The organism is Ruegeria sp. YTSC004 (assembly GCF_059609805.1).
The window spans coordinates 282,151-306,368 of record NZ_JBXWMJ010000004.1 but is presented as its reverse complement, the minus strand read 5'-3'; the positions used below and the strand labels follow the sequence as shown (position 1 = coordinate 306,368).

26 protein-coding genes are annotated in these 24,218 nt (G+C 58.2%); 14 read left to right on the top strand and 12 right to left on the bottom strand.

Annotated elements, in window-relative coordinates:
- The first annotated feature begins 43 nt into the window (after nt 1-43).
- Together AC2FFP_RS10305 and xth are read left to right on the top strand one after the other, a co-directional pair.
- Nucleotides 44-367, top strand: coding sequence for a HesB/IscA family protein (locus AC2FFP_RS10305; protein WP_058277565.1), 324 nt, complete (start codon nt 44-46; stop codon nt 365-367).
- Between the two features lie 60 nt (nt 368-427).
- Nucleotides 428-1,207, top strand: coding sequence for an exodeoxyribonuclease III (gene xth, locus AC2FFP_RS10300; protein WP_496767038.1), 780 nt, complete (start codon nt 428-430; stop codon nt 1,205-1,207).
- Between the two features lie 4 nt (nt 1,208-1,211).
- Here the strand turns inward: xth and AC2FFP_RS10295 are convergent, their stop codons facing one another.
- Both AC2FFP_RS10295 and dksA read right to left on the bottom strand, forming a co-directional pair.
- Nucleotides 1,212-2,363: an FAD-dependent monooxygenase gene (locus AC2FFP_RS10295; RefSeq protein ID WP_496844193.1), complete on the bottom strand. Its 1,152-nt coding sequence runs from the start codon at nt 2,361-2,363 to the stop codon at nt 1,212-1,214.
- Nucleotides 2,364-2,433: 70 nt separating this feature from the next.
- Nucleotides 2,434-2,856, bottom strand: coding sequence for an RNA polymerase-binding protein DksA (gene dksA, locus AC2FFP_RS10290; protein ID WP_058274529.1), 423 nt, complete (start codon nt 2,854-2,856; stop codon nt 2,434-2,436).
- 372 nt (nt 2,857-3,228) lie between these two features.
- On the opposite strand from dksA, the gene AC2FFP_RS10285 reads away from it, so the two are divergent.
- From AC2FFP_RS10285 to AC2FFP_RS10265, 5 genes are all read left to right on the top strand, one after another.
- Nucleotides 3,229-4,074: an AAA family ATPase gene (locus AC2FFP_RS10285; protein ID WP_496767036.1), complete on the top strand. Its 846-nt coding sequence runs from the start codon at nt 3,229-3,231 to the stop codon at nt 4,072-4,074.
- Nucleotides 4,075-4,190: 116 nt separating this feature from the next.
- On the top strand, nt 4,191-4,640 hold the full coding sequence (locus tag AC2FFP_RS10280; RefSeq protein WP_496735772.1) for a GNAT family N-acetyltransferase: 450 nt from the start codon (nt 4,191-4,193) through the stop codon (nt 4,638-4,640).
- Entirely contained in the window at nt 4,637-6,004 is a 1,368-nt protein-coding gene (locus AC2FFP_RS10275) for a DUF2927 domain-containing protein (protein WP_496844192.1), read from the top strand. Before AC2FFP_RS10280 ends, AC2FFP_RS10275 begins: the two co-directional genes overlap by 4 nt.
- A 3-nt stretch (nt 6,005-6,007) precedes the next feature.
- Entirely contained in the window at nt 6,008-6,178 is a 171-nt protein-coding gene (locus tag AC2FFP_RS10270; protein WP_186437468.1) for a hypothetical protein, read from the top strand.
- A 3-nt stretch (nt 6,179-6,181) separates the two neighbouring features.
- Complete coding sequence (locus tag AC2FFP_RS10265) at nt 6,182-7,366, top strand: vWA domain-containing protein (RefSeq protein ID WP_058274514.1); 1,185 nt, start codon at nt 6,182-6,184, stop codon at nt 7,364-7,366.
- A 3-nt stretch (nt 7,367-7,369) separates the two neighbouring features.
- On the opposite strand, the gene trhA is transcribed toward AC2FFP_RS10265, so the two are convergent.
- Together trhA and AC2FFP_RS10255 are read right to left on the bottom strand one after the other, a co-directional pair.
- Nucleotides 7,370-8,038 carry a PAQR family membrane homeostasis protein TrhA gene (trhA, locus tag AC2FFP_RS10260; RefSeq protein WP_496767032.1) on the bottom strand — a complete coding sequence of 223 codons (669 nt, stop codon included), beginning with the start codon at nt 8,036-8,038 and terminating at the stop codon, nt 7,370-7,372.
- A gap of 149 nt (nt 8,039-8,187) precedes the next feature.
- Nucleotides 8,188-8,658 (bottom strand): hypothetical protein, encoded by a 471-nt coding sequence (locus AC2FFP_RS10255; RefSeq protein ID WP_496881004.1) that lies wholly within the window; start codon nt 8,656-8,658, stop codon nt 8,188-8,190.
- A gap of 191 nt (nt 8,659-8,849) precedes the next feature.
- Here AC2FFP_RS10255 and AC2FFP_RS10250 point away from each other — a divergent pair, with 191 nt between their 5' ends.
- A complete protein-coding gene (locus tag AC2FFP_RS10250; RefSeq protein ID WP_496723279.1) occupies nt 8,850-9,536 on the top strand; it encodes a M48 family metallopeptidase in 687 nt (228 codons plus the stop codon).
- 68 nt (nt 9,537-9,604) lie between these two features.
- Here AC2FFP_RS10250 and AC2FFP_RS10245 read toward each other — a convergent pair whose 3' ends face one another.
- From AC2FFP_RS10245 to AC2FFP_RS10225, 5 genes are read right to left on the bottom strand one after another with little or no spacing between them, the layout of a single operon-like run.
- Nucleotides 9,605-10,147, bottom strand: a complete 543-nt coding sequence (locus AC2FFP_RS10245; RefSeq protein ID WP_496881003.1) for an RSP_2648 family PIN domain-containing protein — start codon at nt 10,145-10,147, stop codon at nt 9,605-9,607.
- Nucleotides 10,144-11,346: an RSP_2647 family RNA methyltransferase gene (locus tag AC2FFP_RS10240; protein WP_496881002.1), complete on the bottom strand. Its 1,203-nt coding sequence runs from the start codon at nt 11,344-11,346 to the stop codon at nt 10,144-10,146. The genes AC2FFP_RS10245 and AC2FFP_RS10240 overlap by 4 nt, the downstream gene beginning before the upstream one ends.
- Nucleotides 11,347-11,384: 38 nt before the next feature.
- Nucleotides 11,385-11,657 (bottom strand): hypothetical protein, encoded by a 273-nt coding sequence (locus AC2FFP_RS10235; RefSeq protein ID WP_282169388.1) that lies wholly within the window; start codon nt 11,655-11,657, stop codon nt 11,385-11,387.
- Entirely contained in the window at nt 11,644-14,433 is a 2,790-nt protein-coding gene (locus AC2FFP_RS10230) for a [protein-PII] uridylyltransferase family protein (RefSeq protein ID WP_496881001.1), read from the bottom strand. Before AC2FFP_RS10230 ends, AC2FFP_RS10235 begins: the two co-directional genes overlap by 14 nt.
- The gene (locus tag AC2FFP_RS10225) at nt 14,430-14,819 is read right to left on the bottom strand and encodes a DUF4440 domain-containing protein (RefSeq protein WP_496881000.1); all 390 of its coding nucleotides are present in this window, start codon (nt 14,817-14,819) and stop codon (nt 14,430-14,432) included. Before AC2FFP_RS10225 ends, AC2FFP_RS10230 begins: the two co-directional genes overlap by 4 nt.
- Before the next feature lie 147 nt (nt 14,820-14,966).
- On the opposite strand from AC2FFP_RS10225, the gene AC2FFP_RS10220 reads away from it, so the two are divergent.
- The 4 genes from AC2FFP_RS10220 to AC2FFP_RS10205 all read left to right on the top strand — a co-directional run bounded on the left by AC2FFP_RS10220 (nt 14,967) and on the right by AC2FFP_RS10205 (nt 17,184).
- A complete protein-coding gene (locus AC2FFP_RS10220; RefSeq protein ID WP_496738370.1) occupies nt 14,967-15,389 on the top strand; it encodes a DUF2852 domain-containing protein in 423 nt (140 codons plus the stop codon).
- Nucleotides 15,390-15,454: 65 nt separating this feature from the next.
- The gene (locus AC2FFP_RS10215; protein WP_496738369.1) at nt 15,455-15,886 is read left to right on the top strand and encodes an RDD family protein; all 432 of its coding nucleotides are present in this window, start codon (nt 15,455-15,457) and stop codon (nt 15,884-15,886) included.
- Between the two features lie 77 nt (nt 15,887-15,963).
- Complete coding sequence (locus tag AC2FFP_RS10210; RefSeq protein ID WP_496779245.1) at nt 15,964-16,788, top strand: arginyltransferase; 825 nt, start codon at nt 15,964-15,966, stop codon at nt 16,786-16,788.
- 6 nt (nt 16,789-16,794) lie between these two features.
- A complete protein-coding gene (locus tag AC2FFP_RS10205) occupies nt 16,795-17,184 on the top strand; it encodes a VOC family protein (protein ID WP_496880999.1) in 390 nt (129 codons plus the stop codon).
- Nucleotides 17,185-17,317: 133 nt separating this feature from the next.
- On the opposite strand, the gene AC2FFP_RS10200 is transcribed toward AC2FFP_RS10205, so the two are convergent.
- From AC2FFP_RS10200 to AC2FFP_RS10190, 3 genes are all read right to left on the bottom strand, one after another.
- Entirely contained in the window at nt 17,318-19,672 is a 2,355-nt protein-coding gene (locus AC2FFP_RS10200) for a TRAP transporter large permease (protein ID WP_496844188.1), read from the bottom strand.
- 17 nt (nt 19,673-19,689) lie between these two features.
- The gene (locus tag AC2FFP_RS10195; protein WP_496723297.1) at nt 19,690-20,616 is read right to left on the bottom strand and encodes a TRAP transporter small permease subunit; all 927 of its coding nucleotides are present in this window, start codon (nt 20,614-20,616) and stop codon (nt 19,690-19,692) included.
- A gap of 121 nt (nt 20,617-20,737) precedes the next feature.
- Complete coding sequence (locus tag AC2FFP_RS10190; protein ID WP_109311369.1) at nt 20,738-21,820, bottom strand: TRAP transporter substrate-binding protein; 1,083 nt, start codon at nt 21,818-21,820, stop codon at nt 20,738-20,740.
- A gap of 248 nt (nt 21,821-22,068) precedes the next feature.
- Between AC2FFP_RS10190 and AC2FFP_RS10185 the strand changes: the two genes are divergently transcribed.
- Complete coding sequence (locus AC2FFP_RS10185; RefSeq protein WP_496880998.1) at nt 22,069-23,502, top strand: cache domain-containing protein; 1,434 nt, start codon at nt 22,069-22,071, stop codon at nt 23,500-23,502.
- Nucleotides 23,499-24,146, top strand: a complete 648-nt coding sequence (locus tag AC2FFP_RS10180) for a response regulator transcription factor (protein ID WP_496880997.1) — start codon at nt 23,499-23,501, stop codon at nt 24,144-24,146. The genes AC2FFP_RS10185 and AC2FFP_RS10180 overlap by 4 nt, the downstream gene beginning before the upstream one ends.
- The last annotated feature ends 72 nt before the right edge of the window (nt 24,147-24,218 follow it).

The window sequence follows — 24,218 nt, the reverse complement described above, 5'->3', positions numbered from 1 at the left end:
CTATATTGTAAGGCGTAAAGGAAATAAACCTTTGGAGTTTGGCATGAATCTGCCCCCCACAGTTACAGAACGCGCCTTTGAACGTCTCGCCGAGATCGGTGCAGCCGATCAGGGACAAGCCCTGCGCGTCGCAGTGGAAGGCGGCGGATGTTCCGGATTTCAATACGAAATCGCACTGGACGAACCGAAAGAAGACGACCTTGTGCTGGAAGGCAAAGGCCAGAAAGTGATCGTCGACGCGATTTCGTTGCCGTTTCTGGAAAACGCGGTGATCGATTTTACGCAGGAACTGATCGGCGCGCGGTTTGTGATCGAGAACCCCAACGCAACCTCTTCCTGCGGCTGCGGCACTTCATTTTCAATGTGAGCTTGCTCTGCCCGCGCGGTTAAGGGATAGATCAACCGGCAGCCAGCCGGAGGATCGCGCATGAAAATCGCCACGTTCAACATTAACGGCATCAAAGCGCGGGCCGAAGCCCTGCCCCGTTGGCTGGATGACGCGCAGCCGGACGTTGTGCTGCTGCAAGAAATCAAGTCGATCGACGAGAATTTTCCCCGCGAGCTGTTTGAAGAGCGCGGTTACAACGTCGAAACCCACGGGCAAAAGAGCTTCAACGGCGTGGCGATCCTGTCCAAGCTGCCACTTGAAGATGTGACTCGGGGCCTTCCTGGTGACGACGAGGACGAACAGGCCCGTTGGATTGAGGCGACCGTCATTGGCAAAAAAGCCCTTCGGATCTGCGGTCTGTATTTGCCGAACGGTAACCCGGTGCCGGGTCCGAAATACGAATACAAGCTGTCCTGGATGGAGCGGCTATATGACCGCGCGCGCGATTTGCTGACGAGCGAAGAGCCCGCGCTAATGGCTGGGGATTACAACATCATCCCGCAGGCCGAAGACGCAAAACGTCCAGATGCATGGCGCGAGGATGCTCTGTTCCGGCCGGAAAGCCGCGCCGCGTTTCTCAAGATCCTGAATCTGGGGTTCACGGAAGCGTTCCGCGCCGTCACCCAAGGTCCTGAGCATTATTCGTTCTGGGACTACCAGGCCGGTGCCTGGAACCGGAATGACGGGATCCGTATCGACCATTTTCTTCTTACGCCGCAGGCCGCCGATCTGTTGCGCGATTGCAGGATTGATGCCGAGATTCGCGGGCATGAAAAGCCCTCGGACCATGTCCCGGTCTGGGTCGACTTGGACCTGTGAAACCTCAGGCCGTCGCGTCGTAGCTGTATATCCAGTCGTATTTCCGAGACAATCGTGGCCCGACCGCCATCAGAGCCGCCTGTGCGGCCAACCGCATCGGGCCGCGCAGGTGGAAATTTCGGGCATTGGCACCAGCCGCAGCCACCACGCGCTGCGCCCTTCGGTGACGGCGGGTTTCATAGGTGGACAGCGCCTGCTCTATCCCGGATTGATCATCAAAAGATCGGGCCAGGACCCACGCATCTTCAAGCGCAAGACAGGCACCCTGCGCCATAAAGGGGAGTGTCGGGTGAGCCGCATCCCCTAACAATGCAATGCGCCCGTTCTGCCAGCGTTCTGCGACGGGTCGCAGAATCAACGCCCAGATGTGGGGTTCCTGTACCTGCCCCAGAATTTCCCCGACCACGCCGCCAAAGTCGGAAAATCGAGCGCGCAGTTCCTCGGGGTCGCCGCGTCGGCGCCAGCCTTCTTCCTGCCAATCGGATCGTTCCTCGATCGCGACAACGTTCATCAAAGTGTGATCGCGCAGAGGATACGTGACAACGTGCCGGCCCGGCCCCATCGTCAGAACGGCGCGCGGTTTGGGATCGCGACGCGCCCAAGGAATCGTCGCGCGCCAGGCCACCTGATGGGTGAATTTTGGTGCTTCGGGCCCGTTCAGGTCTGCGCGGATCGTGCTTCGCCCACCGTCGGCGGCAATCACACAATCAACGTGCCGGTCTGTACCATCTTCCAGAATAATCTCGGATCCGGAGGGATGTTTGCGCACCTGCGCAACTCGTGCGCCCAGTCGAAACTCGACACCGTCCCGAAGCGCTGCTTTGTGCAGCAATCCCAGCAGGTCAGCACGATGGTAGTAGTAGGTCGGTCCAGCGGCCGGTGCCGGTATCTCACTGACAGATCGCCCTGCCCGATAGTCGCGCAACACCGTTCCGTGGGACCGCTGGCCCCCCTCCGGCGTTTCACCGACAACGTTCAGAGCACGCAGTACGACCATTCCGTTGGCGCTGATCTGCAAGCCGGCGCCGACCTCGGTCAATTCGGCTGCCTGCTCAAAAACCACGACCTGAGCGCCGCGTTGCCGCAACGCCAGAGCGGCGGCGATCCCACCGATACCACCACCGATGATGCCAAATTTCAGACCGTTGATATTCATATCACTGGCTTAAAGCAAAAACGCCGGAGCAAAAGACCCCGGCGTTTGAGAATTCTGATTTTTCCAGCGATCAATCGTCGCGGTGGACCTTTTCGCGGCGCTCGTGGCGTTCCTGCGCCTCTAGCGTCATCGTCGCAATCGGGCGCGCATCAAGACGTTTCAGCGAAATCGGGTCGCCCGTCTTCTCGCAATATCCGTATTCGCCTTCGTCGATCCGACGCAGGGCCGAGTCAATCTTGGCCACCAGCTTGCGCTGGCGATCACGTGTCCGCAGTTCCAGCGCGCGATCAGTTTCCTCGCTTGCGCGGTCTGCGACGTCCGGAATGTTGCGAGTGTTGTCCTGCAGCCCTTCGATCGTATCGCGGCTGCCTGCCAAAAGTTCAGTTTTCCAATCCAGCAGCTTACGACGAAAATACTCTAACTGCTTGTCGTTCATGAATGGTTCGTCTTCGGCTGGACGATAATCCTCTGGCAGAAATACTTCCTGCTTCATTTTTGCTCCCTCGGTGTGGCCTGCAACGCCGGTCACCTTTGCTTCACCTGACATGCGGCAATCCCCTTCTGCGGAGCGTTTATCCGACAGCGGGGGGAATGTCACTATGGAAACTTAGCCCGGCTGCGTGCTGTTTCAGGTCGTCTAAATATGAGACTTTAAACAACAAATCCTTGTTTTTCTGTGAAAATTGACAGGCATTTTTGGGGCGTTCCCAAAATTGTCGCGCCCTACGTTGGCATCCGAATCAACCAAAGGCATTGGAGTCGCACGTCAATTTCGCCCTGCGCGACGCAGCGACCTGTCTTGTCAAATTTTTCACCCCGCTATAACCCCAAGGACACATGCCGCGCGATATTGAATGAGGGGCCCATGACCGCACGTTTCCAAGGTACAGCCGAATATGTTGCCACCGATGACCTGACAATTGCAGTGAATGCCGCCGTTACGCTGGAACGCCCCCTGCTGGTCAAGGGTGAACCCGGAACCGGCAAGACCGAACTGGCCAAGCAGGTTGCCGGTGCGCTGGGGCTGAAGATGATCGAGTGGAACGTCAAGTCCACCACCCGCGCACAGCAGGGCCTGTACGAATATGACGCGGTCAGCCGGTTGCGCGACAGCCAGTTGGGCGACGAGCGCGTGCATGACGTGTCGAACTATATCCGCAAGGGCAAACTGTGGCAGGCCTTTGAATCTGATGAGAAAGTCGTGCTACTGATCGACGAGATCGACAAGGCCGATATCGAATTTCCCAATGACCTGCTGCAAGAGCTCGATAAGATGGAGTTCCACGTCTACGAAACCGGGGACACCATCAAAGCCAAAATCCGACCGATTGTGATCATTACGTCGAATAACGAAAAGGAACTGCCCGACGCGTTCCTGCGGCGCTGTTTCTTCCATTATATCCGCTTTCCGGATGAGGCGACCATGCGCCGGATCGTCGACGTGCACCACCCGGGCATCAAGGATGCATTGCTGACCACAGCGCTGACCCAGTTTTACGAAATCCGTGAAACGCAGGGGTTGAAGAAAAAACCGTCAACCTCGGAAGTGCTGGACTGGCTCAAGCTGTTGCTGGCCGAAGACCTGACCGCCGAGGATCTCAAACGCGACGGGGCCAATGCGTTGCCCAAGTTGCACGGCGCGCTGCTGAAAAACGAACAGGACGTTCACCTGTTTGAACGTCTCGCCTTCATGGCACGCAGCAAACGCTGAGAATATTGAACACTTGGGGATCCCCGCTTGCCTTGCGGGGGGCCGGGTGTCAGCATTGGCCAAAAGGCCGTCCGGCGTCGTCGGGCAGTCCGGCCTGACGACATAGGAGCCAATGCTTGTCTGACACCCTTAATATCCGGGCGCTGCAGCCCGAAGATCGCGCCGAATGGGCCGAGATGTGGCGCGACTATCTGGCGTTCTACGAAACGACCGTGCCAGAGCAGACATATGACAGCACCTTCGCACGGCTGCTTGGGGATGATCCCAATGATTTTTCCTGTTTCGTGGCCGAAGCGGATGGTCATCTTGTTGGCCTGACCCATTACCTATTTCACCGCCATGCGTGGAAAGAGGAAAGCGTTTGCTATCTGCAAGACCTGTTCGCCCGGCCCGAGGCGCGCGGAACCGGCGTTGGCCGCGCCTTGATACAGGCAGTCTATGACGAGGCCGACCGGCAAGGCGCGCCTTCTGTCTATTGGCTGACACAAGAGTTCAATCACACAGCGCGCAAGCTCTATGACCGGATCGGCAAGCAAACGCCCTTTATCCGGTATCAACGCCCATGATCAGGGTCGCTGCGGTCCTGTTTGGCTTTGCCGTCGCCGGATGCACCGCGGTCACCACCCCTGAACCGCCAACACGCGTTAAGGCGATCGAGGCAAACCTGCCGCCCGCCAAAGCGTTCACGTCAACCCGACCAAGACCACCCGCTAGGTCGAACGCTAATATTGCGGCCGATTTCCTTTCTTTGCACTTCGCGCTCGAAGGCGGCGCCACCCTGCCCGTATTCACCCGGTTCGAGGGCCCCGTCACCGTTCGGCTTACTGGATCACCCACACCGTCAATGCAGCGCGATCTGACCCGGTTGTTGACGCGTCTACAACGCGAGGCCGGGATCGACATTCGCCAGATGACGGAGGGCCAGGCCAACATAACAATCGAGGCCGTCAGCCAGGAGCAGATCCAACGCATCTTGCCGCAAGCCGCCTGTTTCGTGGTTCCCAACGCATCCAGCTTTGAGGAATACCGACAGGACCGGCGCAAACGGAAGAGCAGTTGGACCGCGCTGCGCAGCCGCGAACGGCTGGGCATTTTCATTCCCTATGACGTGAGCCCGCAGGAAAAGCGCGACTGCCTGCACGAGGAACTGGCACAGGCTCTGGGGCCGCTGAATGACCTGTATCACCTGCCGGATTCGGTGTTCAACGACGACAACATCCACACCATTCTGACCGGTTTTGACATGCTGATCCTGCGCACGGCTTATTCGCCCCAATTGCGCAGCGGCATGACACGCGAACAAGTCCAGGCCGTCCTGCCCGGCATTCTCAGCCGACTGAACCCGCGCGGCGATACTTTGCCGGCGCAACCTGTTTCGGACACACCGCGCGAGTGGATCAACGCCGTCCAAAAGTCGCTTGGATCAAGGCCAAGCACACGCAACCGGGTGAAAGCCGCGGAAAGAGCGGTTCAGATCGGGCAGGAACAGGGCTGGACCGACCATCGGCGGGCGTATCCGCATTATATTCTTGGCCGCATGGCGCAATTCGACAATCCGCAAGAAGCGATCCGACACTACGAAACTGCCATGCAATTTCTGCGCTCTGCTCCGGGAACTGAAATTCATCAGGCTTATGTGACAACGCAAACCGCGGCCTTCGCGCTTTCGCAGGGAAAAGGACCAGAGATACTGCCCGAACTGGACAAGGCAATTGCAGTCATGTCGCGGGCCGAAAACGCATCTCAATTGGCCACTCTGTTACTGTTGAAATCCGAAGCGCTCAATCAGGCCGGACGCCCGAAACAGGCACGTACCGTCAGGCTGGACAGTCTGGCATGGGCGCGATACGGCTTTGGCTCGGAAGTCGTGGTCCGGTCGCTGATGCAGGAAGTTGCCGAAGGTCCGTCCACCAACAACAGAGGCGGATAACGCATGGTCGTAGTTTTGGGAATGGCGTTATTGGGGGCGATCCTTGGCGCGATGAAGGCTCGCAAACGCAATGGCAGCGGCGCGGATATTGCCCAATATGCGGCCGGTTACGGCATCGCATTTGCCATTGTAGGTCTGGTGCTTTCCCTGATCCTGGTTCGTTTGGTGGGTTAACGCATGTTTCTGCCCTTTTTCGAAAACCTCCGCAAAGCTGGCATTCCCGTATCACTGCGCGAGTATCTGACTTTTCTGGAAGGCATGAAAAAGGGTCTGGCGACCTATGATGTCGAGGCGTTCTATTACCTCGCTCGCGTTTCGATGGTGAAGGACGAGCGCAATATCGACAAGTTCGATCAAGCTTTTGCCGCCAGCTTCAAAGGTCTGGAAGAGATCAGCTTTGATCAGGTGCTCGAAGCTGTCGATATCCCAGCCGAATGGCTGGCCAAGATGGCCGAGAAACACCTGTCAGACGAAGAAAAAGCCGAGATCGAGGCCATGGGCGGCTTTGAAAAACTGATGGAGACGTTGCGTGAGCGTCTCAAGGATCAAGAAGGCCGCCACCAGGGTGGCAACAAGTGGATCGGCACCGCCGGGACGTCGCCGTTCGGGGCTTATGGCTATAACCCCGAAGGTGTGCGGATCGGCCAGAAGGAAAGCCGTCATCAGCGCGCCGTAAAAGTGTGGGACAAGCGCGAATTCAAGAACCTGGACGACACGGTTGAACTGGGTACGCGCAATATTAAGGTCGCGCTGAAGCGCCTGCGTCGCTGGGCCCGCGAAGGTGCGGCCGAGGAACTGGATCTGGACGGCACCATCCGCGCCACCGCCGAACATGGCTATCTCGACGTCAAAACCCGCCCCGAGCGTCACAACGCAGTCAAAGTGCTGTTGTTTCTGGATGTGGGCGGCTCGATGGATCCACATATCAAAGTTGTCGAAGAGCTGTTTTCCGCTGCAAGAACCGAGTTCAAGCATCTGGAATATTACTACTTTCACAACTGCCTGTATGAAGGCGTCTGGCGTGACAATCACCGCCGATGGGATCAGCAGACTCCGACCCACGAAGTACTGCGCACCTATGGTTCAGACTACAAGTGCATCTTCGTCGGCGACGCCTCGATGAGCCCTTATGAGATTGCCTATCCCGGAGGCGCGAACGAACATTGGAACAAAGAAGCCGGTCAGGTCTGGCTGCAGCGCGCGCGCGAGCAGTGGACATCAAATCTGTGGATCAATCCGGTGCCGGAAAAGTACTGGGAATACACCCATTCCATCGGCATGATCCGCGAGGTTTTCGAGGACCGCATGGTGCCGATGACGCTGGCCGGTTTGGAACAGGGGATGCGGGAACTGACCCGCTGACCGTCATATCTGCAGGACCGGCGCCCAGGCAATACGGAACGAAACCGCAAGGAAAAACAACACGCTGCCTGTCAGAACGAAGACATGCCAGATTGTGTTGTGGAACGGCAACCAATCCAGAAGATAAAAGGCGATGCCCGCGGTATAGACGATGCCTCCGGTGATCATCAGCGCCACAACAGGCTGCGACAAGTCGGCCAGCAGCGATTGACCCGCCCAGACGGACGCCCATCCCATCAACACATACAGCGCCAAACCAAACCAACGGAACCGGTGAGGGTCGATCATTTTCAGGATTGATCCAAGGGTCGCAGATGACCAAAGACCGATCATGAGTCCGGTCATTGGGGCACCGGAAAGTAAGATGAATGGCGTGTAAGTACCTGCAATTTTGACGTAAATCCCCGAGTGATCGAGGCGGCGCAGCAACTCACTCCATCGATCAGATTGTACCATATTGTACAAAGCCGAAAACGACAGCATCAGAATAAGAGTGAAGCCGTAGACCGAGACCCCAAGAACCGCAGCAGGCTCAGTCCGGTATAGGGCGGTCAACGCGATCAGCGCCGGAACGGCAACGATAGCCGCAGTGACGCCAAGGATATGAACAACGCCATCACTGACACGTTCAGCCCTGCTATAGGCCGGGCGGATATCGGCAAATGACCACATAATTTCAAAGTTATGGCGCGACCTGCCCTGCGACAAGTCTGGCAGCCACTGTGTTTCACACTGTGACGATATATTGATTGTAAAAATGCGCCGCGCAAGCCGCCGAAACGACGACTAAGCCGATATGAATGGGCGCGTTTCTTCAGTACTCATCGACTCATACGGGACTGACGTAGGCTTCGCAAATCAGCGCTTGAAGTCGGTGGCGGCGGAGGTGCTGCGCCGGGCAGCGGTGAAGGACCGGGCTGGCTTTTGTCCGGCAGAATTCCATAAATTAGGGCGGTCCAGCCCAAACCAACCCCCAAAGCCCATGCGGGAAGCGCGATCAGAATAGAAAGCGATTTACCCAGTGAAGCGTCTAGTTCCATGGGCAGAACTACGGTCATACTGACGATCCCGAATAGAAGAACGAGCGGCCCCGAGCCCACAAAAATGACAAAGGCTTTGATCATTCCAGCGGGGTCAGCCAGCCAACTTGGCGTCAGCTTCGAAATGGCCATCGCCAAACTGATAGCTAACGCAATCGATGTGGACAAAACCAACGGTCCAATGTGGAACCCCTTAGAAAAGCCGACGGCCAGCGCCCCGGCCGATGCTACAGACACAAGAATGCCGTACATCCCCAATGATCGCAGGCAAAATATGTACATCCGCAAACAGAAACTCTTCATAACAAAATCTACCTTGTTGAAAACCTTGCATCGAATTCGTGCTATGCGGGAAAATGGGCGAGAATTGGACCCATTCACCTTTATGGCACAAAAGCTCAAGCGCGGTTGCCTAATCCCCGGCCCGGAACCATATTTGTAAGATGCTACGTCTGACCCCGATCCTGCTGGCCATTGCCTATGCCCTTGTGATGTACCGGATTTCCGTCTGGCGCACACATAAGGATCTGGATGCAAAATCCACCGAGCTGGCCGACCCTGCCCTGAAACGCATGACCGACCGGCTGGCTGCAGCGTTAGAGATCGACCGGGTGCCGGTCTACATCTATGAGATTGACCCGGTGAACGGTTTGGCAGCACCTGACGGGCGGATTTTCATCACGCGTGGATTCTACCGCAAATTTCGCAGTGGCGAGGTTTCCGCCGAGGAAATGGCCAGCGTCATCGCGCATGAATTGGGTCATGTGGCACTGGGGCATGCGCGCCGCCGGATGATCGATTTTTCCGGGCAGAATGCGCTGCGGGCCGCTTTGATGATGCTGCTGAACCGCTTTATCCCGTTCATCGGCGCGTGGATTGCCAATATGCTGACACACCTGTTGGCGTCGCGCCTGTCGCGCAGTGATGAGTATGAAGCTGATGAGTATGCCGCCGCTTTGCTGACCAAAGCCGGGATCGGAATCGGACCGCAGAAGTCGTTGTTTCACAAGCTGGAAGACCTGACGCAGCAGCGTGCTGGCGTTGTGCCCGCCTGGTTGATGAGCCATCCGAAAACGGACGAACGGATCGCTGCCCTGGAGGCATTAGAGCAGCGTTGGACCCGTGGCTGATCTAACACCGAGAGGCCAGCCTATCGCGCTCTCCGGGATATTTTTAGCCAGATGAAGCTGGATACCGATTACGTAGAGAGCGCTTTGCCCAGGCGTGGGAGACGGGCTTTTTTCATCAGCGGGCGCAAGGTCCATTGGTCGCCCGACAGGCGGTTGGCCTCGGCCAGGACACGGTTGGCTGTGCCGCTTATGCCGTCGGGATCGGATTGCCAGAATCCGTGCAGCAGACTGTCCGGATCGCGGCGGTCCAGCCCTTCCTCGGACAGGATGTTTCGGGGAAAGTCCTTGGCGTTGACGGTAACGATCACGTCCGCCGAGGATGCAACGGCCGTTGCCAGGACGTGGATATCCGCGCAGTCCGGCAGCCAGAGCCGCTGTTCGACATTGGTTGCTGCAGGAAACTCGGCTTTCGGCCAATTGGCTTGCGCCAGTGCAATTTCAGCACGAGCCTGAGCCTCGCCTGTAGGGCCCAGCTTGCGGGCCGCGCGCGCCCATTCCTCGAGGATGCGCGCCGACCACACGGGGGTGAAATGGCCTAGTTTGGCAGCGCCGAGCAGCATCTCTCGCATCACCGTGGGGTAGATGACGCAGGTATCCAGAACCGCCTTCACAGCCGGTAGAACACGGCTTTGAGATAGCCGCTTTCCGCCAGTTGCGGCAGTTGCGGATGGTCGGGTCCGGCAAAGCCCGTATGGATCAGTTGCGCCTGTCGCCCCGCCCGACCAATCCCACGAGACGACGCGTCGCGGAACCGGCCCAGATCAGCCGCGTGTGAACACGAGCACAGGCCCAGATAACCGGTGGGTTTGACCAGAGCTGCCGCCAAGCGGGCCACACGTTCATAGGCGCGCAGGCCAGCGTCCAGCGCTTGTCTCGAAGGCGCAAAGGCGGGTGGATCGCAGATGACGACGTCGAACTGCGCGCCCTCTTCACCCAATTGGGTCAGGGCATCGAAGGCATCGCCTTGTCTGGTTTGGAACGCGTCAGCAAAACCAGAGGCCTCGGCCCCTTTGGCCGCGAGGTCCAGCGCGGCTGCAGATCCATCTACGGACAGCGCCTGCCCCGCGCCACCGGCCAACATGGCCAGCCCGAATCCGCCCACGTGACTGAAGACGTCCAATACCCGCGCGCCGGGCTGCACCAGTCGCTTGGCGAAGGCGTGGTTGGGCCGTTGGTCGTAGAACAGCCCGGTTTTTTGGCCGCCTGTCAGGTCGGCCATATACGTGGCGCCGTTCATCGGCACCGGCAGCGGCGCATCGGGGGCGGTGCCACGCAGGGTGAGGTTCACATCATCCAGGCCTTCCAGCCCTCGAGTCCGGCCCGACGCGTTTTTGAGCACGGTTGTCACGCCGGTGACAGTGACCAGAGCCTCGGTCAGAGTTTCCAGATGCGCCTCGGCCCACGCGGCATTGGGCTGGATCACACAGGCATCGCCAAACCGGTCGATGATGACACCGGGAAAGCCGTCAGCTTCGGCGTGGATCAGGCGATAATAGGGCGCGTCGAACAGGCGTTCGCGCATCTCGACCGCACGGCGCAGTCGGGTTTCGAACCACGCGGCGTCGAGCTGGGCTTCGATATTGCGGTCCAGAACGCGGCACATGATTTTGGAGTCGGGGTTCACCGCAACCAGTGCGATGGGCGCGCGTTTGTCATCCTCAAGCACTGCCAGCGCCCCTGCCGGGATTTTACGCGTCCGGCGATCCGTCACGATTTCATTGGCATACACCCACGGAAAACCGTGGCGCAGGCCACGTGCGTTGGCTTTGGGTTTCAGGCGGATACGGGGGTGATCGGCAGTTTGGGTCATGACGCCCTCATAGTCGCGAATACCCCGAGGGAAAAGCCCTAGCGGTCGCGCGATCGCCAACCGCCGCGCCGCTTGGGGGTTTTGGCAGATTGCAACCCCTCAGCTAGCACCTGCGTCATAGGGTGATCCGCGTCTTGCTGGGAATAGGAGGCATGCAGATCGATCAGCGCCTGGGATTGGTCCCGTTCAGCGGGCAGGCTCAGCGCCCAGTCCAGAAAAATGCTGCGGCATTCAGGCAATGTGATGCCTTCGATCCGATACGCCTCGCGGATCAGCCCCTTGTGATCATTTGGATCTTTACTCTGCGCCATCATCTTCGTCCCTGATCACGCCGCCAATGATCCCGGCGGCCGTGCTGTAGTTGTCTTGCAGCGCGCTTTGCAGCTGTTCAACCTGTTCAAATCCAGTCGCGCGGCACAGGAAGGCAGATCCGCCCTCGCCGACCTTGTCAGCTTCGATGACCTTGCCGGACAACAAGCGCGCCGCACATTGCACGGACCAGCATAGGTCGTAGCAGTCCTTCAGCGTTTGCGCCTGAGCGACGTCCAACAAACCAGCAGCGACGGCGCCGTCCAAACCAGAATGCACATCGCGCTGTACGACGCCTGACACCAGCGACCCGGTTTCGGCCATCAGCTCGATATCCATCATCCGGCCGGGGCCGTTCTTGGCGTCCCAGATCCCTGCTGGTGATTTGGCTGCGGCCAGGCGGGCGCGCATCTCGGCCACTTCACGCAGGGCTTTCTGCTGGTCACGCGGTTGCGACAGCAGGCCTGTGCGGAACGTCTCGATATCTTCGGCCAGACCTTCGTCTCCGGCGATCACGTGGGCCCGTGTCAGGGCGAGATGTTCCCAAACCCACGCTTCGTTCTGCTGATAGTTGGTAAAGCTGGCCCAACTTGTCGCCACCGGCCCCTGATTGCCCGACGGGCGCAAGCGCATATCGACCTCATACAAACGCCCCTGTGACATCGGCGCGGACAAGGCCGTGATAAGCGCCTGCGTGAACCGGGCATAATAGGTGCGGGTCGCCAATGGGCGCGGTCCCTCGGACATATCCTGATCCAGCGGGTCATAGATCACGATCATATCCAAATCGGATTGCGAGTTGATCCGCCCAGCCCCAAGTGACCCCATGCCCAGCACGGTTGCACCGCGCCCCGGTGCAGGGCCGTGTTTACGGGCAAAATGATCCGATACGCGCGGCAGGATCGCGGCAATCACCGCGCTTGCAAGCTGAGCGTATTGCTGCCCCGCCTGTTCACCATCAATCAGCCCGCGCAGGTGATGAACGCCAACGCGGAAGTGCCATTCCTTGCACCAGCGGCGGGCCAGATCCAACTGGCTTTCGTAATCTGATTCCTCTGAAAGGGCCTGATCTAGATCCGCCTGCAGCGTAGCCTGCCCCGGCCAGTCGCTAAAGAAACTCCCGCCGATCACCGCATCAAACACCGATGCATTGCGCGACAGATGCGCCGCAAGCGCGTGGGATGTCCCGACAATATCAATCAGCAGGTCGATTAGTTGGGGGTTGGCCTCAAACAGTGAAAACAGTTGAACGCCGGCGGGCAAGCCTGACAGAAAACCATCCAGCGCCCGCAGCGCCTCGTCCGGTTGCGCCGTTTTTGCCAAACGCGATAGCAGCTCGGGCTTGAGACGTTCAAATATCCGCGCGCCGCGTTGCGATCGCAGTGCGGGATATGTCGTCCAGCGAGCCAGAACGTTCTGGTCAAAATCCACCTCACCAACCGGCACGCGCGTCGAGGAACCGGGCGCAAAAAAGCCTTCGGTCAGGTCGTGCACTTCGGTCAGTCTGTGGGTCAGGTCACGGGTCAGTTCGTCGACGTCGATCCCCATCAGGCAGGCAACGCGTTCTATCCCGTCCGGCGATTGCGGCACCTTGTGGGTCTGAGCGTCATGGATCATCTGGATACGGTGTTCGACCTCACGATGGGCGCGATAATGATCAGTCAGCTTGTCTGCCACGTCCTGCGGGACCCAGCCTTTTTCGGCAAGCGCCGCCAATCCGGGTACCGTACCGCGCACGCGCAGGTCAGGGTCACGACCACCAGCGATCAACTGGCGGGTCTGGGTAAAGAATTCGATCTCTCGAATACCGCCCTGCCCCAGTTTCATGTCATGACCCGGAATGGTCAGTGCACCGCCGGTTCCCTTGTTCTCACGTATACGCAAACGCATGTCATGGGCGTCCTGAATGGCGGCAAAATCCAGGTGACGCCGCCAGACAAAGGGGCGCAGCGTATCCAGAAACCGTTGTCCTGCCGCAATATCGCCAGCGCATGGGCGTGCTTTGATATAAGCCGCGCGCTCCCACGTGCGGCCCAGGCTTTCATAGTACCGCTCGGCCGCCTCGGCCGCCATGCAGACCGGCGTCACTGCCGGATCCGGACGCAGGCGCAGATCGGTGCGGAATACATACCCATCCGCTGTCTTGTCGCTGAGCGTGGCGCAGAAATTGCGTGTCGCCCGCACCATGCCTTGTCGCGCTTCGTAGAAGTCATCGGGATCAAACCGGGTCTCATCGAACAGAACGATCAGGTCGATGTCCGAACTGTAGTTCAACTCGTACGCGCCCATCTTGCCCATCGCCAGGATAATCATCCCGGCTGCGATTTCGACATCGTCCGGCCCCATGCCCGGTAGTTTACCGCGCCGTATCAGGTTGGCGATCTCGGCCTTGGCCGCCACATCCGCCGCTAACGCGCCAAAATCGGTTAGCGCAGCAGTCACCTTTTCCAACGGCCACGCGCCCGCCAGATCGGCCAGAGCGGTCAGCAACGCCATCCGTCGCTTGGCCAGCCGCAGCCCCGGTTTCAACTGATCCGGCGGTAGTATTTGCGCAGCCTGCAAAACGTCGGCCAGCGCTTGATCGGGGTGTTGCAGCGCTGAGGCCAACCAATCGTTTTCGTGATCGATCAAGTTTTTCAGATAAGGGCTGGACCCCGCCGCCCCAGCGATCAACTCGCCCTGTTCGGATGTAGTGCCGCTTACCGCTGCGCGCGCATCATCGCCAAGCGACTGGTCGAATGCACGTGGCAGGCGCTGAATGGAAAGAGGCCCAGTCATTTCCCCTCCAGGGGCGTATCCTGACTGAAACTGTTGACCCAGACGTCATGCCGCCTTTCCCAAAGCGACGAGATTAGCATTGCCTCCCAACCCTCGGCTTTGGGTCGCTGATAGTCGGCCCGGTACGACAGCAGAACAATGTCCGAGGTCAAAACGCGCAACCGGGTGTCGCTTAGCTCATAGCGCGCCATCGTCGGCGCGTCGGCAAACTGTCCCACGTGATCATCCCGGCTCGCAAACCCCGCCGGATAAACCCCAAGAAAATCTGGGCTCAGCAAGGCCCGGTCTGCAGCCGCATTGCCTTCCATCAGGGCGGTCCAAACCTGCTTTTCCAAGTTTAGAATTTCATCCAGCGTCGGAGGTGTCGTATTTTCAACATGTTGCATAGGCGGAAAGTGCGCCCGTTCCGCAGCAAGGTCAACCGTCGCAAATTACAAAATGTAAATCATTTTTACATCGACCCCTTGCAACCCGCACTTCAGCCCCCATCTAGACAATGTGAAAGCAATTTACATCAAACCCGGAGAACCCAAATGACCGCATTGTCCGACCACGCCGTCCCACAAAATCCGGGGTGGCTCTCTCGTGCCGAAGCCTGGATGGATGACAAGGGCAAAGGGGCCTGGATCGCCGCCATGGTCCTTGGTTTCATCTTTTTCTGGCCCGTTGGCCTGGCGCTTCTTGCCTATATGATCTGGAGCAAACGCATGTTCAGCAAATCCTGCAGCCGTCGCAAATCCTGGCACAGCCACATGAGTGCGATGAAGCCATCCGGCAATAGCGCGTTTGACGCCTACAAGTCCGACACCCTGGCCCGGCTCGAGCGCGAACAACAGGAATTCGAATCCTTCCTGCGCCGCCTGCGTGACGCCAAAGACAAGGCTGAGTTTGACCAGTTCATGGACGAACGCGCCCGTGAAAACAGTGATGAGGCTGAAAACGGCGAACGCGCCTAAGCCGACCTTGCCCTGTCCCGACATTCGGGACAGGGTGTCCTAAATTCTCAGCCGGAAATCAAAATATGACCCACCTGCCCGACCCAGACCGACAGCCAGAGTTTTACCAGTCTGTCGCGACCAAGCGTTTTATCGCCTGGCTTTTCGACATCGCCTTTATCTCGCTGTTGTGTACGGTGGCCATCCTGCTGACCTTTGGTCTGGGCTTTTTCGTTCTGGCCTTGATCTATGCCGTCGTCAGTTTCGTCTACCGCGTGATTACCATCGCCAATGGCTCGGCCACACTAGGCATGCGCTTTATGGGGATCGAACTGCGCGATTCATTCGGATCCCGGATGGATTTTGGCAAAGCGGTGGCCCACACGGCCGGTTATTTTGTCAGCATGGCCTTTCCGGTCATACAAATCATCTCGGTCATCATGATGCTGACCAGCGCACGTGGCCAGGGACTTACTGATGCGTTCCTTGGAACTGTCATGATCAACCAGCGCGCGTAAAAAATTCAACGACGTGAATCACTTGGCGGTTTTAGGATCGGTTGTTATCATCCGGTCCAAGGAAACACGGAACGTTCATGCGACACACGCTGCCAATCGCGCCACAATTCTATGTGACGGCCCCACAGCCTTGCCCTTATCTTGAGGGCAGGATGGAGCGTAAATTGTTCACTGCCCTTCAGGGGGAAGGTGCGGATCAGCTGAATAACTCATTGTCCCAACAAGGGTTTCGCCGATCGCAAAACGTGCTGTACCGCCCGTCCTGCTCCGATTGCGCAGCCTGTCTGTCGGCCCGGATCGACGTGACGGCCTTCTGCCCAAGCAAAAGCCAAAAACGCGCGGCGAAGCGCAATGCGTACCTGCAACGCAGGGCGAACTCACCCTGGGCCACGGACGAACAATACGAACTCTTCCGCCGCTATCTGGACACTCGCCACGCGGATGGTGGAATGGCCGATATGGACGTTTTCGAGTTCGCCGCGATGATCGAAGAAACTCCGATCCGCAGCCGTGTCGTGGAATATGCCGACCCTAAATCCGGGGATCTGATCGGCGTCAGCCTGACAGATGTCCTGGATGACGGCCTCAGCATGGTCTACTCATTCTACACCCCCCAGCAACCGCAGAACTCGCTGGGCACGTATATGATCCTCGATCACATCGACATCGCGCGCGAAGCCGGGTTGCCATATGTCTACCTAGGATACTGGGTGCCGGGCAGCCCCAAGATGGGTTACAAAGCGCGATTCTCAGGGCTTGAGGCCTATTACCAGGGCGAATGGATCAGCGTAAACAACCCATCTGAACTGACGGATTCCAGCCGCCACCCTTTGTCCACCGCGCCAATCGCGGAACAGGTTGCCAGCATCCAACTGCCCGACCGCCACCCTACCAAAGGCTGATATCCCATGACCCAAAGTCTTTTCGCCGTCACCCTCGTGGTGCCGGACTACGACGACGCGATCGCCTTCTATACCCAAACACTCCGTTTCACTCTGCTGCAAGATGTTGATCTCGGCGGTGGCAAACGCTGGGTCCGAGTTGCCCCGCCGGGTTCGGGCGACGCATCTCTGCTACTGGCCAAGGCAGATGGCCCAAGCCAGACCGCTGCAGTTGGAAACCAAACCGGCGGGCGCGTCGGCTTTTTCCTTCAAACGGATGATTTCCAACGTGACCACAACGCAATGGTCACTGCAGGCGTCCATTTCGAAGAAGACCCACGCAATGAGCCCTATGGCATCGTCGCCGTCTGGCGCGACCCGTTCGGCAATCGCTGGGACCTGATCCAGTTCACCTGATCTGCACTTCATCTGGCAAAAATATCCTAGGGTTGAATTGGGCGCAGACCAAGAAGGGCCAGCGCGCCTTCCCCCAACACCAAAGCAAAGGGGGCCCAAAGGCCCCCTTTTCAATTTGGTTATGAACGTCGCATCAATTCGGGATCAGATCCGGAACAATGGTCACGATCGACGGGAAGAACCACAGGATCGCAATCCCGACCACCTGAATGATCACGAACGGAATGATCCCACGGTAGATGTGGCCTGTTGTGACTTCTTTGGGCGCGACCCCTCGTAAGTAGAATAGCGCAAACCCAAACGGCGGCGTAAGGAACGACGTCTGAAGGTTCACCGCCACCATGATCGTCACCCATTTCGGATCGAACGAGCCACCATAAATCACCGGTCCCACGATGGGGATCACGATGTAGATGATCTCGAGGAAATCCAGCACGAAGCCCAGAATGAACAGCACCAGCATCACGATCAGGAAGACCGTGAACTCGTTGTCAAAGCTGCGCAGGAACTGCTGAATATAGTGCTCACCCCCGAACGAGATCACCACCAGGTTCAGCAGTTGCGATCCGATCAGGATGGTGAACACCATCGAGGTCACCTTGGCCGTTTCACGCACAACAGGCGTCAGAACCCCGCTGGTGAACAAAACCCAGCACCCAAACAACAGACCGAACAGGGCATACAGATAAGCACCGTAAGCAATTATGAAGGCGACCCAGGTCTCAAAGTTCACATTGCTCTGATTGATGCGCAGATCAAAGTTCACGCCCATCAGCAGCGCAATGATCACGGCAAAAGTGGCCCAGATGATCACCTTGCCGGAACGTTCCTGATCCTGCAGCTTGCGATAGGCTGCCAGCATGATCGCTCCGCCCGCCCCAAGTGCTGCTGCGGGTGTTGGGTTGGTCACACCGCCCAGAATTGATCCTAGCACCGCGATAATCAGAACCAATGGCGGAAAGACCACCCGGATCAAATCATTCGTGGCACACCGGGCTGCCGCCTCCTTGCAGCCGTACATTGCCAAGGCAAAGGGCAGAGCCAGAAGGACGAAGGTCAATCCCGAAGACGTTGTTGGTGCAATCAACAAAACATCAACCAGTAACATCAACAGCAGACCGATAGCGCCCAAAATCAACGGCTGCGTCGGTTTGGACGGCGCAATGCCGCGGCCCATGACCAGTGTCAGACCCAGCAGAACCACAATCACCGCAACACCAGTACCAATCGGCGCCGCAACGGCGATCTTGGCCTCGCGCGCCTCGACCAGCGCCTCTTCGCTCAGTCGTTCGGCGTTGGCGACACCACCTGCGGCATCAATCGCCTCCTGCTCGGATACGGCTTGATCCCAGGCAGATTGCCCATGCAGTTCGATCATCGAGGCCTTGCACTGCTCGGACACATTGGTCCGCAACGACGCGCCCTCACCGATGTCCGAGAACGCCGAGACGTTGATATTCTGGCTGCCAATGACCCCCGAGCTGCCCAGCAGGACTGCGCCAACGATCAGGGCGACAGGTGCACCAAGCAACCAGGTCAGGCCTTCACTACGCGTGATCGGCTCACCACTGCCACCCGACATTGGCACCGCCGGTGCTTTCTCAGGGTTCAGCAGCGCATAGCCAAAGGCATACAGCGCATAGAGCAAGGCCAGCATGATCCCCGGCAACAAGGCAGCCTGGAACAGCGTCCCGACCGATACCACAGCCGGTTCCCCCAGATAGGTCAGCGCATCGGTACAACCAGCGTCCTGAGCGCGCGTTTCCTGCGCAGTTGAATAGAGATCACCCGCCAAGGTGCCCAACAGAACGATCACGATGGACGGCGGAATGATCTGCCCCAACGTGCCTGATGCCGCAATCACACCCGTCGCCAGTTCAGGCGAGTAGTTGTTGCGCAACATAGTCGGCAGCGCCAGCAGGCCCATGGTTACCACGGTCGCGCCAACAATTCCGGTCGAGGCCGCCAGGAATGCACCCACGACCACGATCGACACGGCCAGACCACCCGGCAACGGCCCAAAGACGCGCGCCATTGTGGTCAGCAGGTCGTTCGCGATCTTTGAGCGTTCCAGCGTGATGCCCATCAGAACGAACATCAGAACGGCCAGCAGGGTCTCAATAGACTGCCCCGCCAGAACGCGTTCGTTCATGCGGTTCACGATGAACGACACATTACGGTCCAGCGCGGTTTCCCAGCCTTGCACAAAGACCGGCTCGGCGATCCTTGGTAAATCCGGGAAGCGGAACACCGACACCGTGTCCGGTTTGACGCCCGAATTCACAAGGTCTCGGTATGCTTGGGAACTGGTATCAATTGCCTGGTGTATTAACAGACCGGCACTGTCCAGCGCCGCGATGATACCGAATGAGATGATACCGGCCCCGCCGATGGCAAAGGCCACCGGAAAGCCAGAAAGGATGCCCCCAAAGAGGCAGAAGAATACGATAATGAGGCCTATCTCGACGCCATCAAGTCCGAATAACATAGTCTGGGTCTCCGTCCCTAATGTGCGCCTTCGTAGGCTTCTTCACCCTCGCCAAGGCTGTCCTTGTCGAGGTATTTTCCAACGCTGTCCGGTCCTTCGACGTATTCCAGATACGAGCGGTACAGGAATGCGATTGCGTGCAGGAACACCATTCCGGCAAATGCAATCAGCAGGATCTTGAACAGGAAGTATCCGTTGAACCCATTTGGGCTGAACCCGATGGTTTCGATGTTCCAGCGCAGCGCACGGGATTTCATCACCAGACGATCCAGCGTGTCACTGGCCGACGGTTTCGGTACGATCAGGTGCCGCCACATGAAATACCAGCCATACATCCACGTCAGCACGGCCATCGGCATCATGAACAAAAGCGCGCCCAACATGTCCACCACACGCTTGGCGCGGTGGCTGATGCCGGCATAAATCAGATCAACACGGACATGGCCGCCCTGCACAAATGTGTAGGTGCAACACAGGCAGACGACCATCGCGTTGTAAAGCTTCAACTCTTCGGCAAACCAGCTGATATCCATTTGAAACGGGATACCCAGACCAAAGGACATATCCGGGCGGGTAAACACGCGTTGCATGAATACGATGACGATTTGCTGAATGACCATCAGCAAACCGGCCCATGCAAAGAAGCGCCCGGTGGTGTTGGCGAACCCTTCCAGGCCCCGCACCATCCCCCACATGAAATTCCGGTAGTACAGCCCGATGGCCGTCAGAACCAGAAAGAGGGTGAAAACCACAAAGAAGAACTCGACCGAGCCGCCATAGTAGACAAAGCGCATGATGGCTTCTTTGTCCGACCAGTTCAGCCAGAGTTGCGGATGCGTTATGGCGTATCCGAAATTATAGAAGGCTTCGGCAATGTTTTGAACGAACCACACAAGTCCGTTCCACAGGGCGCCGAAGAACGAGATACCGTTTTCGTCCTGCATGTTGTCCCCAGGTCGTATCAGTTGCACTGCTGATTATAGCGGTTTGATGGGTCCGCGCATACGCAACAGAGAAAGGTTTCCCCGCGAAGGCGGGGAAACCAATGGAACGTTTGGAAAACGTTTAGCCGCGGACGCGGTTACGCTGCGTGGTGTAAACACCCGACGACAGGTCCAACCATCCAGCCGACGAGGCCGACGACGCCATGGCGCTGTCGTGGATTTTCTTGAACAGCTCGTCGCCCATGTTTTCGTCCAGCACTTCCTGGCTGGCCGCACCAAACGCATCCCAAACGCTGTCCGGGAATTCCATGACCTTGACGCCGCCTGATTGCAGGCGCTGCAGAGCGGCACCGTTGTTGGCCAGGAATTGTGCCAGGTTCCACTGGTGTGCTTCGGCAGCGGCAATCTCGATGATCTTCTGCTGAGCAGGTGTCAGGCTGTCGAACACGTCGCGGTTGGTTGCCAGCGACAGGCCTGCGTTCGGCTCGTGGAAACCGGCGGTGTAGTAAACCTTGGTGATTTCCTGGAAACCGGCTTTTTCGTCAGCCCACGGACCGATCCACTCGGTACCGTCGATCGCGCCGGACGACAGCGCCTGATACACTTCCGAACCCGGAATGTTCTGCACGGACGCGCCCAGTTTACCCAGAGCTTGGCCACCCAGACCGGGCATACGGAATTTCAGACCTTGGAAGTCTTCTGGACCGTTGATCTCTTTCGAGTACCAGCCACCCGCCTGCGCGCCGGTGTTACCTGCCAGGAACGACTTCAGACCAAAGATCTGGCCCAGCTCGTCATGCAGCTCCATGCCGCCGTCCTGATAGTACCAGTTCACCATTTCCTGAGCGGTCATGCCGAACGGAACAGCGGTGAAGAAGGCATAGCCCGGGTGCTGGCCAACAAAGTAATAGTCCGCCGCGTGATACATGTCGGCCTGACCCGACGAAACCGCGTCAAAGACTTCAAACGCACCAACCAGTTCACCGGCAGCCTTGATGTCAACGGTCAGGTTGCCGTCCGACATCGCAGTGATGCTGTCGGCGCAACGCTGTGCGCTGTCGAAAACACCCGCCAGGCCGCGACCCCACGAGGTTACCATGGTCAGCGTGCGCTTGCCCTGCGCATATGCCGGTGCCGCCAGTGTGGTGGCTGCAGCTGCCGAGCCGCCCAGAGCAGATGTTTTCAGAAATGAACGACGATCCATATGAGTGTTCCTCCCCTACATATTCAAAACCCGAGCGATTGCCGGGCGTAGTCGTTTTCAGTGCGCGTCAGCCTAATGACCAAGATGTGAATGTGAATACCTAGTACTACGTAGGGCATCGCGTTTTTGGTGTTTTACCGGGTGCAAACCGTGACAAATGCAAAATAATTCTGCGCGCCGGCCCTCTCATATGCGCCAATTCACCAAAAATTTTGCAATTTCCTGCCTGCTTGCGTATCGATTCGCCTATGAGGGGATTCCGGAACCTGATCTCGCTGACCTATGGCCAGAAATTGTCGCTTGTGGCGGCGATCCCTCTGGTCGTCGCAGTGGCCGCGATTGCTTTCTTTGTGGTTCAGGAATCCCGGGCAACCGCCGAACGCGAAATTGAAGCGCTTGAGCGGCGACTGATTGAAGCCAAGAAAGAAGAGCTTAAGAACTATGTCACGCAGGCTCGAAACGGGTTTGCCTATATCTACGGACGGGCATCCACAGAGGATAAGGTTGCGCAGAACCTTGTGACGCAAATCCTGTCAGCGATGATCTACGGCAAGGACGGGTTCTTTTTTGTCTATGACTATGACGGCAACAATCTCGTCAGCCCGCGCCAGACCGAATTCATCAACCGGAACTGGGAGGGGCTAACCGATAGCGACGGCACCCCTGTTGTGGACGAATTCATCAGCCTGGCCCGTCAAGGTGCGGGCTGGCACAGTTTCATGTGGCAAAAACCTTCGACAGGCGAAGAGGCGCAAATGATCGCCTATGTGGTCGGCCTGCAAGATTGGCGGTGGGCTGTCGGCACAGGAGTTTTCATCGACGATATCGTCGCAACAGTCGCCAACGCGCGGGCTGAGGTCGAGGCCCGCGTGCAACGGACGTTCTCGTATATTGGCGCAATTGTTCTTGCTGCGGTGTTGGTCGTCTTCGCCTCGGGCATGTTGCTGAACGTCCGCGAACGCCGTCTGGCAGATGCCAAACTCAAGGAACTGACACAGCGGGTTTTCGACGCGCAAGAAGAAGAGCGTGGCCGCGTGGCGCGCGAACTTCATGACGGCATCAGCCAGATACTCGTAGGCGTGCGCTATACCCTGGATAATGCGCGCCGCCGTTTGTCGCGCGGTGATGACGACGGTGCGCGCGAGCCGCTGGACAAGGGGATCGATACGCTTGGGTCCGCCATTACCGAAGTCCGCCGCATCAGCCGAGATCTACGGCCCGGCGTTCTGGACGATCTGGGCCTTGGCCCTGCCCTCAAGGCTCTGACCGACGATTTCTGTGAACGCACCGGGATCGAGACCGAATTCTCAACCGTGGTGTTCCGCAATCGGCTGGATCAGGATAGCAAGATCGCCCTCTACCGTATTGCCCAAGAGGCATTAACCAATATTGAACGCCACTCCGGCGCGACCCGTGTTACAATCGGCCTGCGCGGCCACAAGAAAGGCGCAACAATGCGGATAACCGACAATGGCCGTGGGTTACGCACCACTCCTGATCCGGCCAACCCCGGTATCGGCCTGCGCAACATGCAGGAACGGATCGAACAGCTTGACGGATCGTTGCGCATTCTGTCATCACGCGCCCCACGCAGCGGAACGGTGATTGAGGTCAGCCTGCCCCTCAGCCACATGCTGCCGCCGCAAGAAGACGCAACGCCTAACCGAAAGGCCGGTACATGAGCGATCAGACAATCCGGGTTCTTATCGTCGACGACCACCCGATGGTCGCCGAAGGGATTCAGTCGATCCTTGAAAGCTATGACGAGATCGAGGTGGTTGGGACGCTAAGCAGCGGACAAGAGGCCGTTGATCGGGCCGCCGATCTGGCACCGGACGTGATCCTGATGGACCTCAACATGCCCGGTCTTGGTGGGCTCAGCGCGACCGAGATCATTCTGGAACGACTGCCCCAGACGCGCATCCTGATCCTATCCATGCACGACAGCCGCGAATACATCTCGACCGCGCTCAGCCACGGCGCCAGCGGTTACGTTCTCAAGGACGTTCCCACGGACGAGATCAAACAGGCCATCGACGCGGTGATGCGCGACGAGCAGTACCTGTGCACCGGGGCCAGCGGATCGCTTCAGCCCAAAGGCGATAGCGCCCGCGAGGCGCTGACCACGCGTGAACAGACAATCCTGTTGGAACTGGCGCAGGGCAAATCCAACAAGGAAGTCGCCGCGGCGCTGGATATATCAGTCAGAACCGTTGAAACGCACCGCAAGAACATCAAGCGCAAACTGGGGATTTCATCCACCGCCGGCCTGACCCGCTACGCGCTTGAACATGGCGTTTTGCAGGGCACAAGCCCCGGCTTTTGATCCCGCAGCGCGGAACGCGCTGCCCGGCCCAACCGGAGGAGGTGCGCCAATGGCGCATCGACGACGGGCGGG

What these genes read in the sequence shown, in the direction of transcription:
- AC2FFP_RS10285 (WP_496767036.1), top strand. Translation starts at nt 3,229, where the DNA reads ATGACCGCACGTTTCCAAGGTACAGCCGAATATGTTGCCACCGATGAC.
- trhA (WP_496767032.1), bottom strand. Translation starts at nt 8,038, where the DNA reads ATGTGGTCATTTGCCGATATCCGCCCGGCCTATAGCAGGGCTGAACGT.
- AC2FFP_RS10295 (WP_496844193.1), bottom strand. Translation starts at nt 2,363, where the DNA reads ATGAATATCAACGGTCTGAAATTTGGCATCATCGGTGGTGGTATCGGT.
- AC2FFP_RS10210 (WP_496779245.1), top strand. Translation starts at nt 15,964, where the DNA reads ATGCGACACACGCTGCCAATCGCGCCACAATTCTATGTGACGGCCCCA.
- AC2FFP_RS10215 (WP_496738369.1), top strand. Translation starts at nt 15,455, where the DNA reads ATGACCCACCTGCCCGACCCAGACCGACAGCCAGAGTTTTACCAGTCT.
- AC2FFP_RS10240 (WP_496881002.1), bottom strand. Translation starts at nt 11,346, where the DNA reads ATGACCCAAACTGCCGATCACCCCCGTATCCGCCTGAAACCCAAAGCC.
- AC2FFP_RS10250 (WP_496723279.1), top strand. Translation starts at nt 8,850, where the DNA reads ATGCTACGTCTGACCCCGATCCTGCTGGCCATTGCCTATGCCCTTGTG.
- AC2FFP_RS10270 (WP_186437468.1), top strand. Translation starts at nt 6,008, where the DNA reads ATGGTCGTAGTTTTGGGAATGGCGTTATTGGGGGCGATCCTTGGCGCG.
- AC2FFP_RS10200 (WP_496844188.1), bottom strand. Translation starts at nt 19,672, where the DNA reads ATGTTATTCGGACTTGATGGCGTCGAGATAGGCCTCATTATCGTATTC.
- AC2FFP_RS10305 (WP_058277565.1), top strand. Translation starts at nt 44, where the DNA reads ATGAATCTGCCCCCCACAGTTACAGAACGCGCCTTTGAACGTCTCGCC.
- AC2FFP_RS10225 (WP_496881000.1), bottom strand. Translation starts at nt 14,819, where the DNA reads ATGCAACATGTTGAAAATACGACACCTCCGACGCTGGATGAAATTCTA.
- AC2FFP_RS10235 (WP_282169388.1), bottom strand. Translation starts at nt 11,657, where the DNA reads ATGGCGCAGAGTAAAGATCCAAATGATCACAAGGGGCTGATCCGCGAG.
- AC2FFP_RS10180 (WP_496880997.1), top strand. Translation starts at nt 23,499, where the DNA reads ATGAGCGATCAGACAATCCGGGTTCTTATCGTCGACGACCACCCGATG.
- AC2FFP_RS10195 (WP_496723297.1), bottom strand. Translation starts at nt 20,616, where the DNA reads ATGCAGGACGAAAACGGTATCTCGTTCTTCGGCGCCCTGTGGAACGGA.
- AC2FFP_RS10185 (WP_496880998.1), top strand. Translation starts at nt 22,069, where the DNA reads ATGAGGGGATTCCGGAACCTGATCTCGCTGACCTATGGCCAGAAATTG.
- AC2FFP_RS10275 (WP_496844192.1), top strand. Translation starts at nt 4,637, where the DNA reads ATGATCAGGGTCGCTGCGGTCCTGTTTGGCTTTGCCGTCGCCGGATGC.
- AC2FFP_RS10220 (WP_496738370.1), top strand. Translation starts at nt 14,967, where the DNA reads ATGACCGCATTGTCCGACCACGCCGTCCCACAAAATCCGGGGTGGCTC.
- xth (WP_496767038.1), top strand. Translation starts at nt 428, where the DNA reads ATGAAAATCGCCACGTTCAACATTAACGGCATCAAAGCGCGGGCCGAA.
- AC2FFP_RS10205 (WP_496880999.1), top strand. Translation starts at nt 16,795, where the DNA reads ATGACCCAAAGTCTTTTCGCCGTCACCCTCGTGGTGCCGGACTACGAC.
- AC2FFP_RS10265 (WP_058274514.1), top strand. Translation starts at nt 6,182, where the DNA reads ATGTTTCTGCCCTTTTTCGAAAACCTCCGCAAAGCTGGCATTCCCGTA.
- AC2FFP_RS10255 (WP_496881004.1), bottom strand. Translation starts at nt 8,658, where the DNA reads ATGTACGGCATTCTTGTGTCTGTAGCATCGGCCGGGGCGCTGGCCGTC.
- AC2FFP_RS10190 (WP_109311369.1), bottom strand. Translation starts at nt 21,820, where the DNA reads ATGGATCGTCGTTCATTTCTGAAAACATCTGCTCTGGGCGGCTCGGCA.
- dksA (WP_058274529.1), bottom strand. Translation starts at nt 2,856, where the DNA reads ATGAAGCAGGAAGTATTTCTGCCAGAGGATTATCGTCCAGCCGAAGAC.
- AC2FFP_RS10230 (WP_496881001.1), bottom strand. Translation starts at nt 14,433, where the DNA reads ATGACTGGGCCTCTTTCCATTCAGCGCCTGCCACGTGCATTCGACCAG.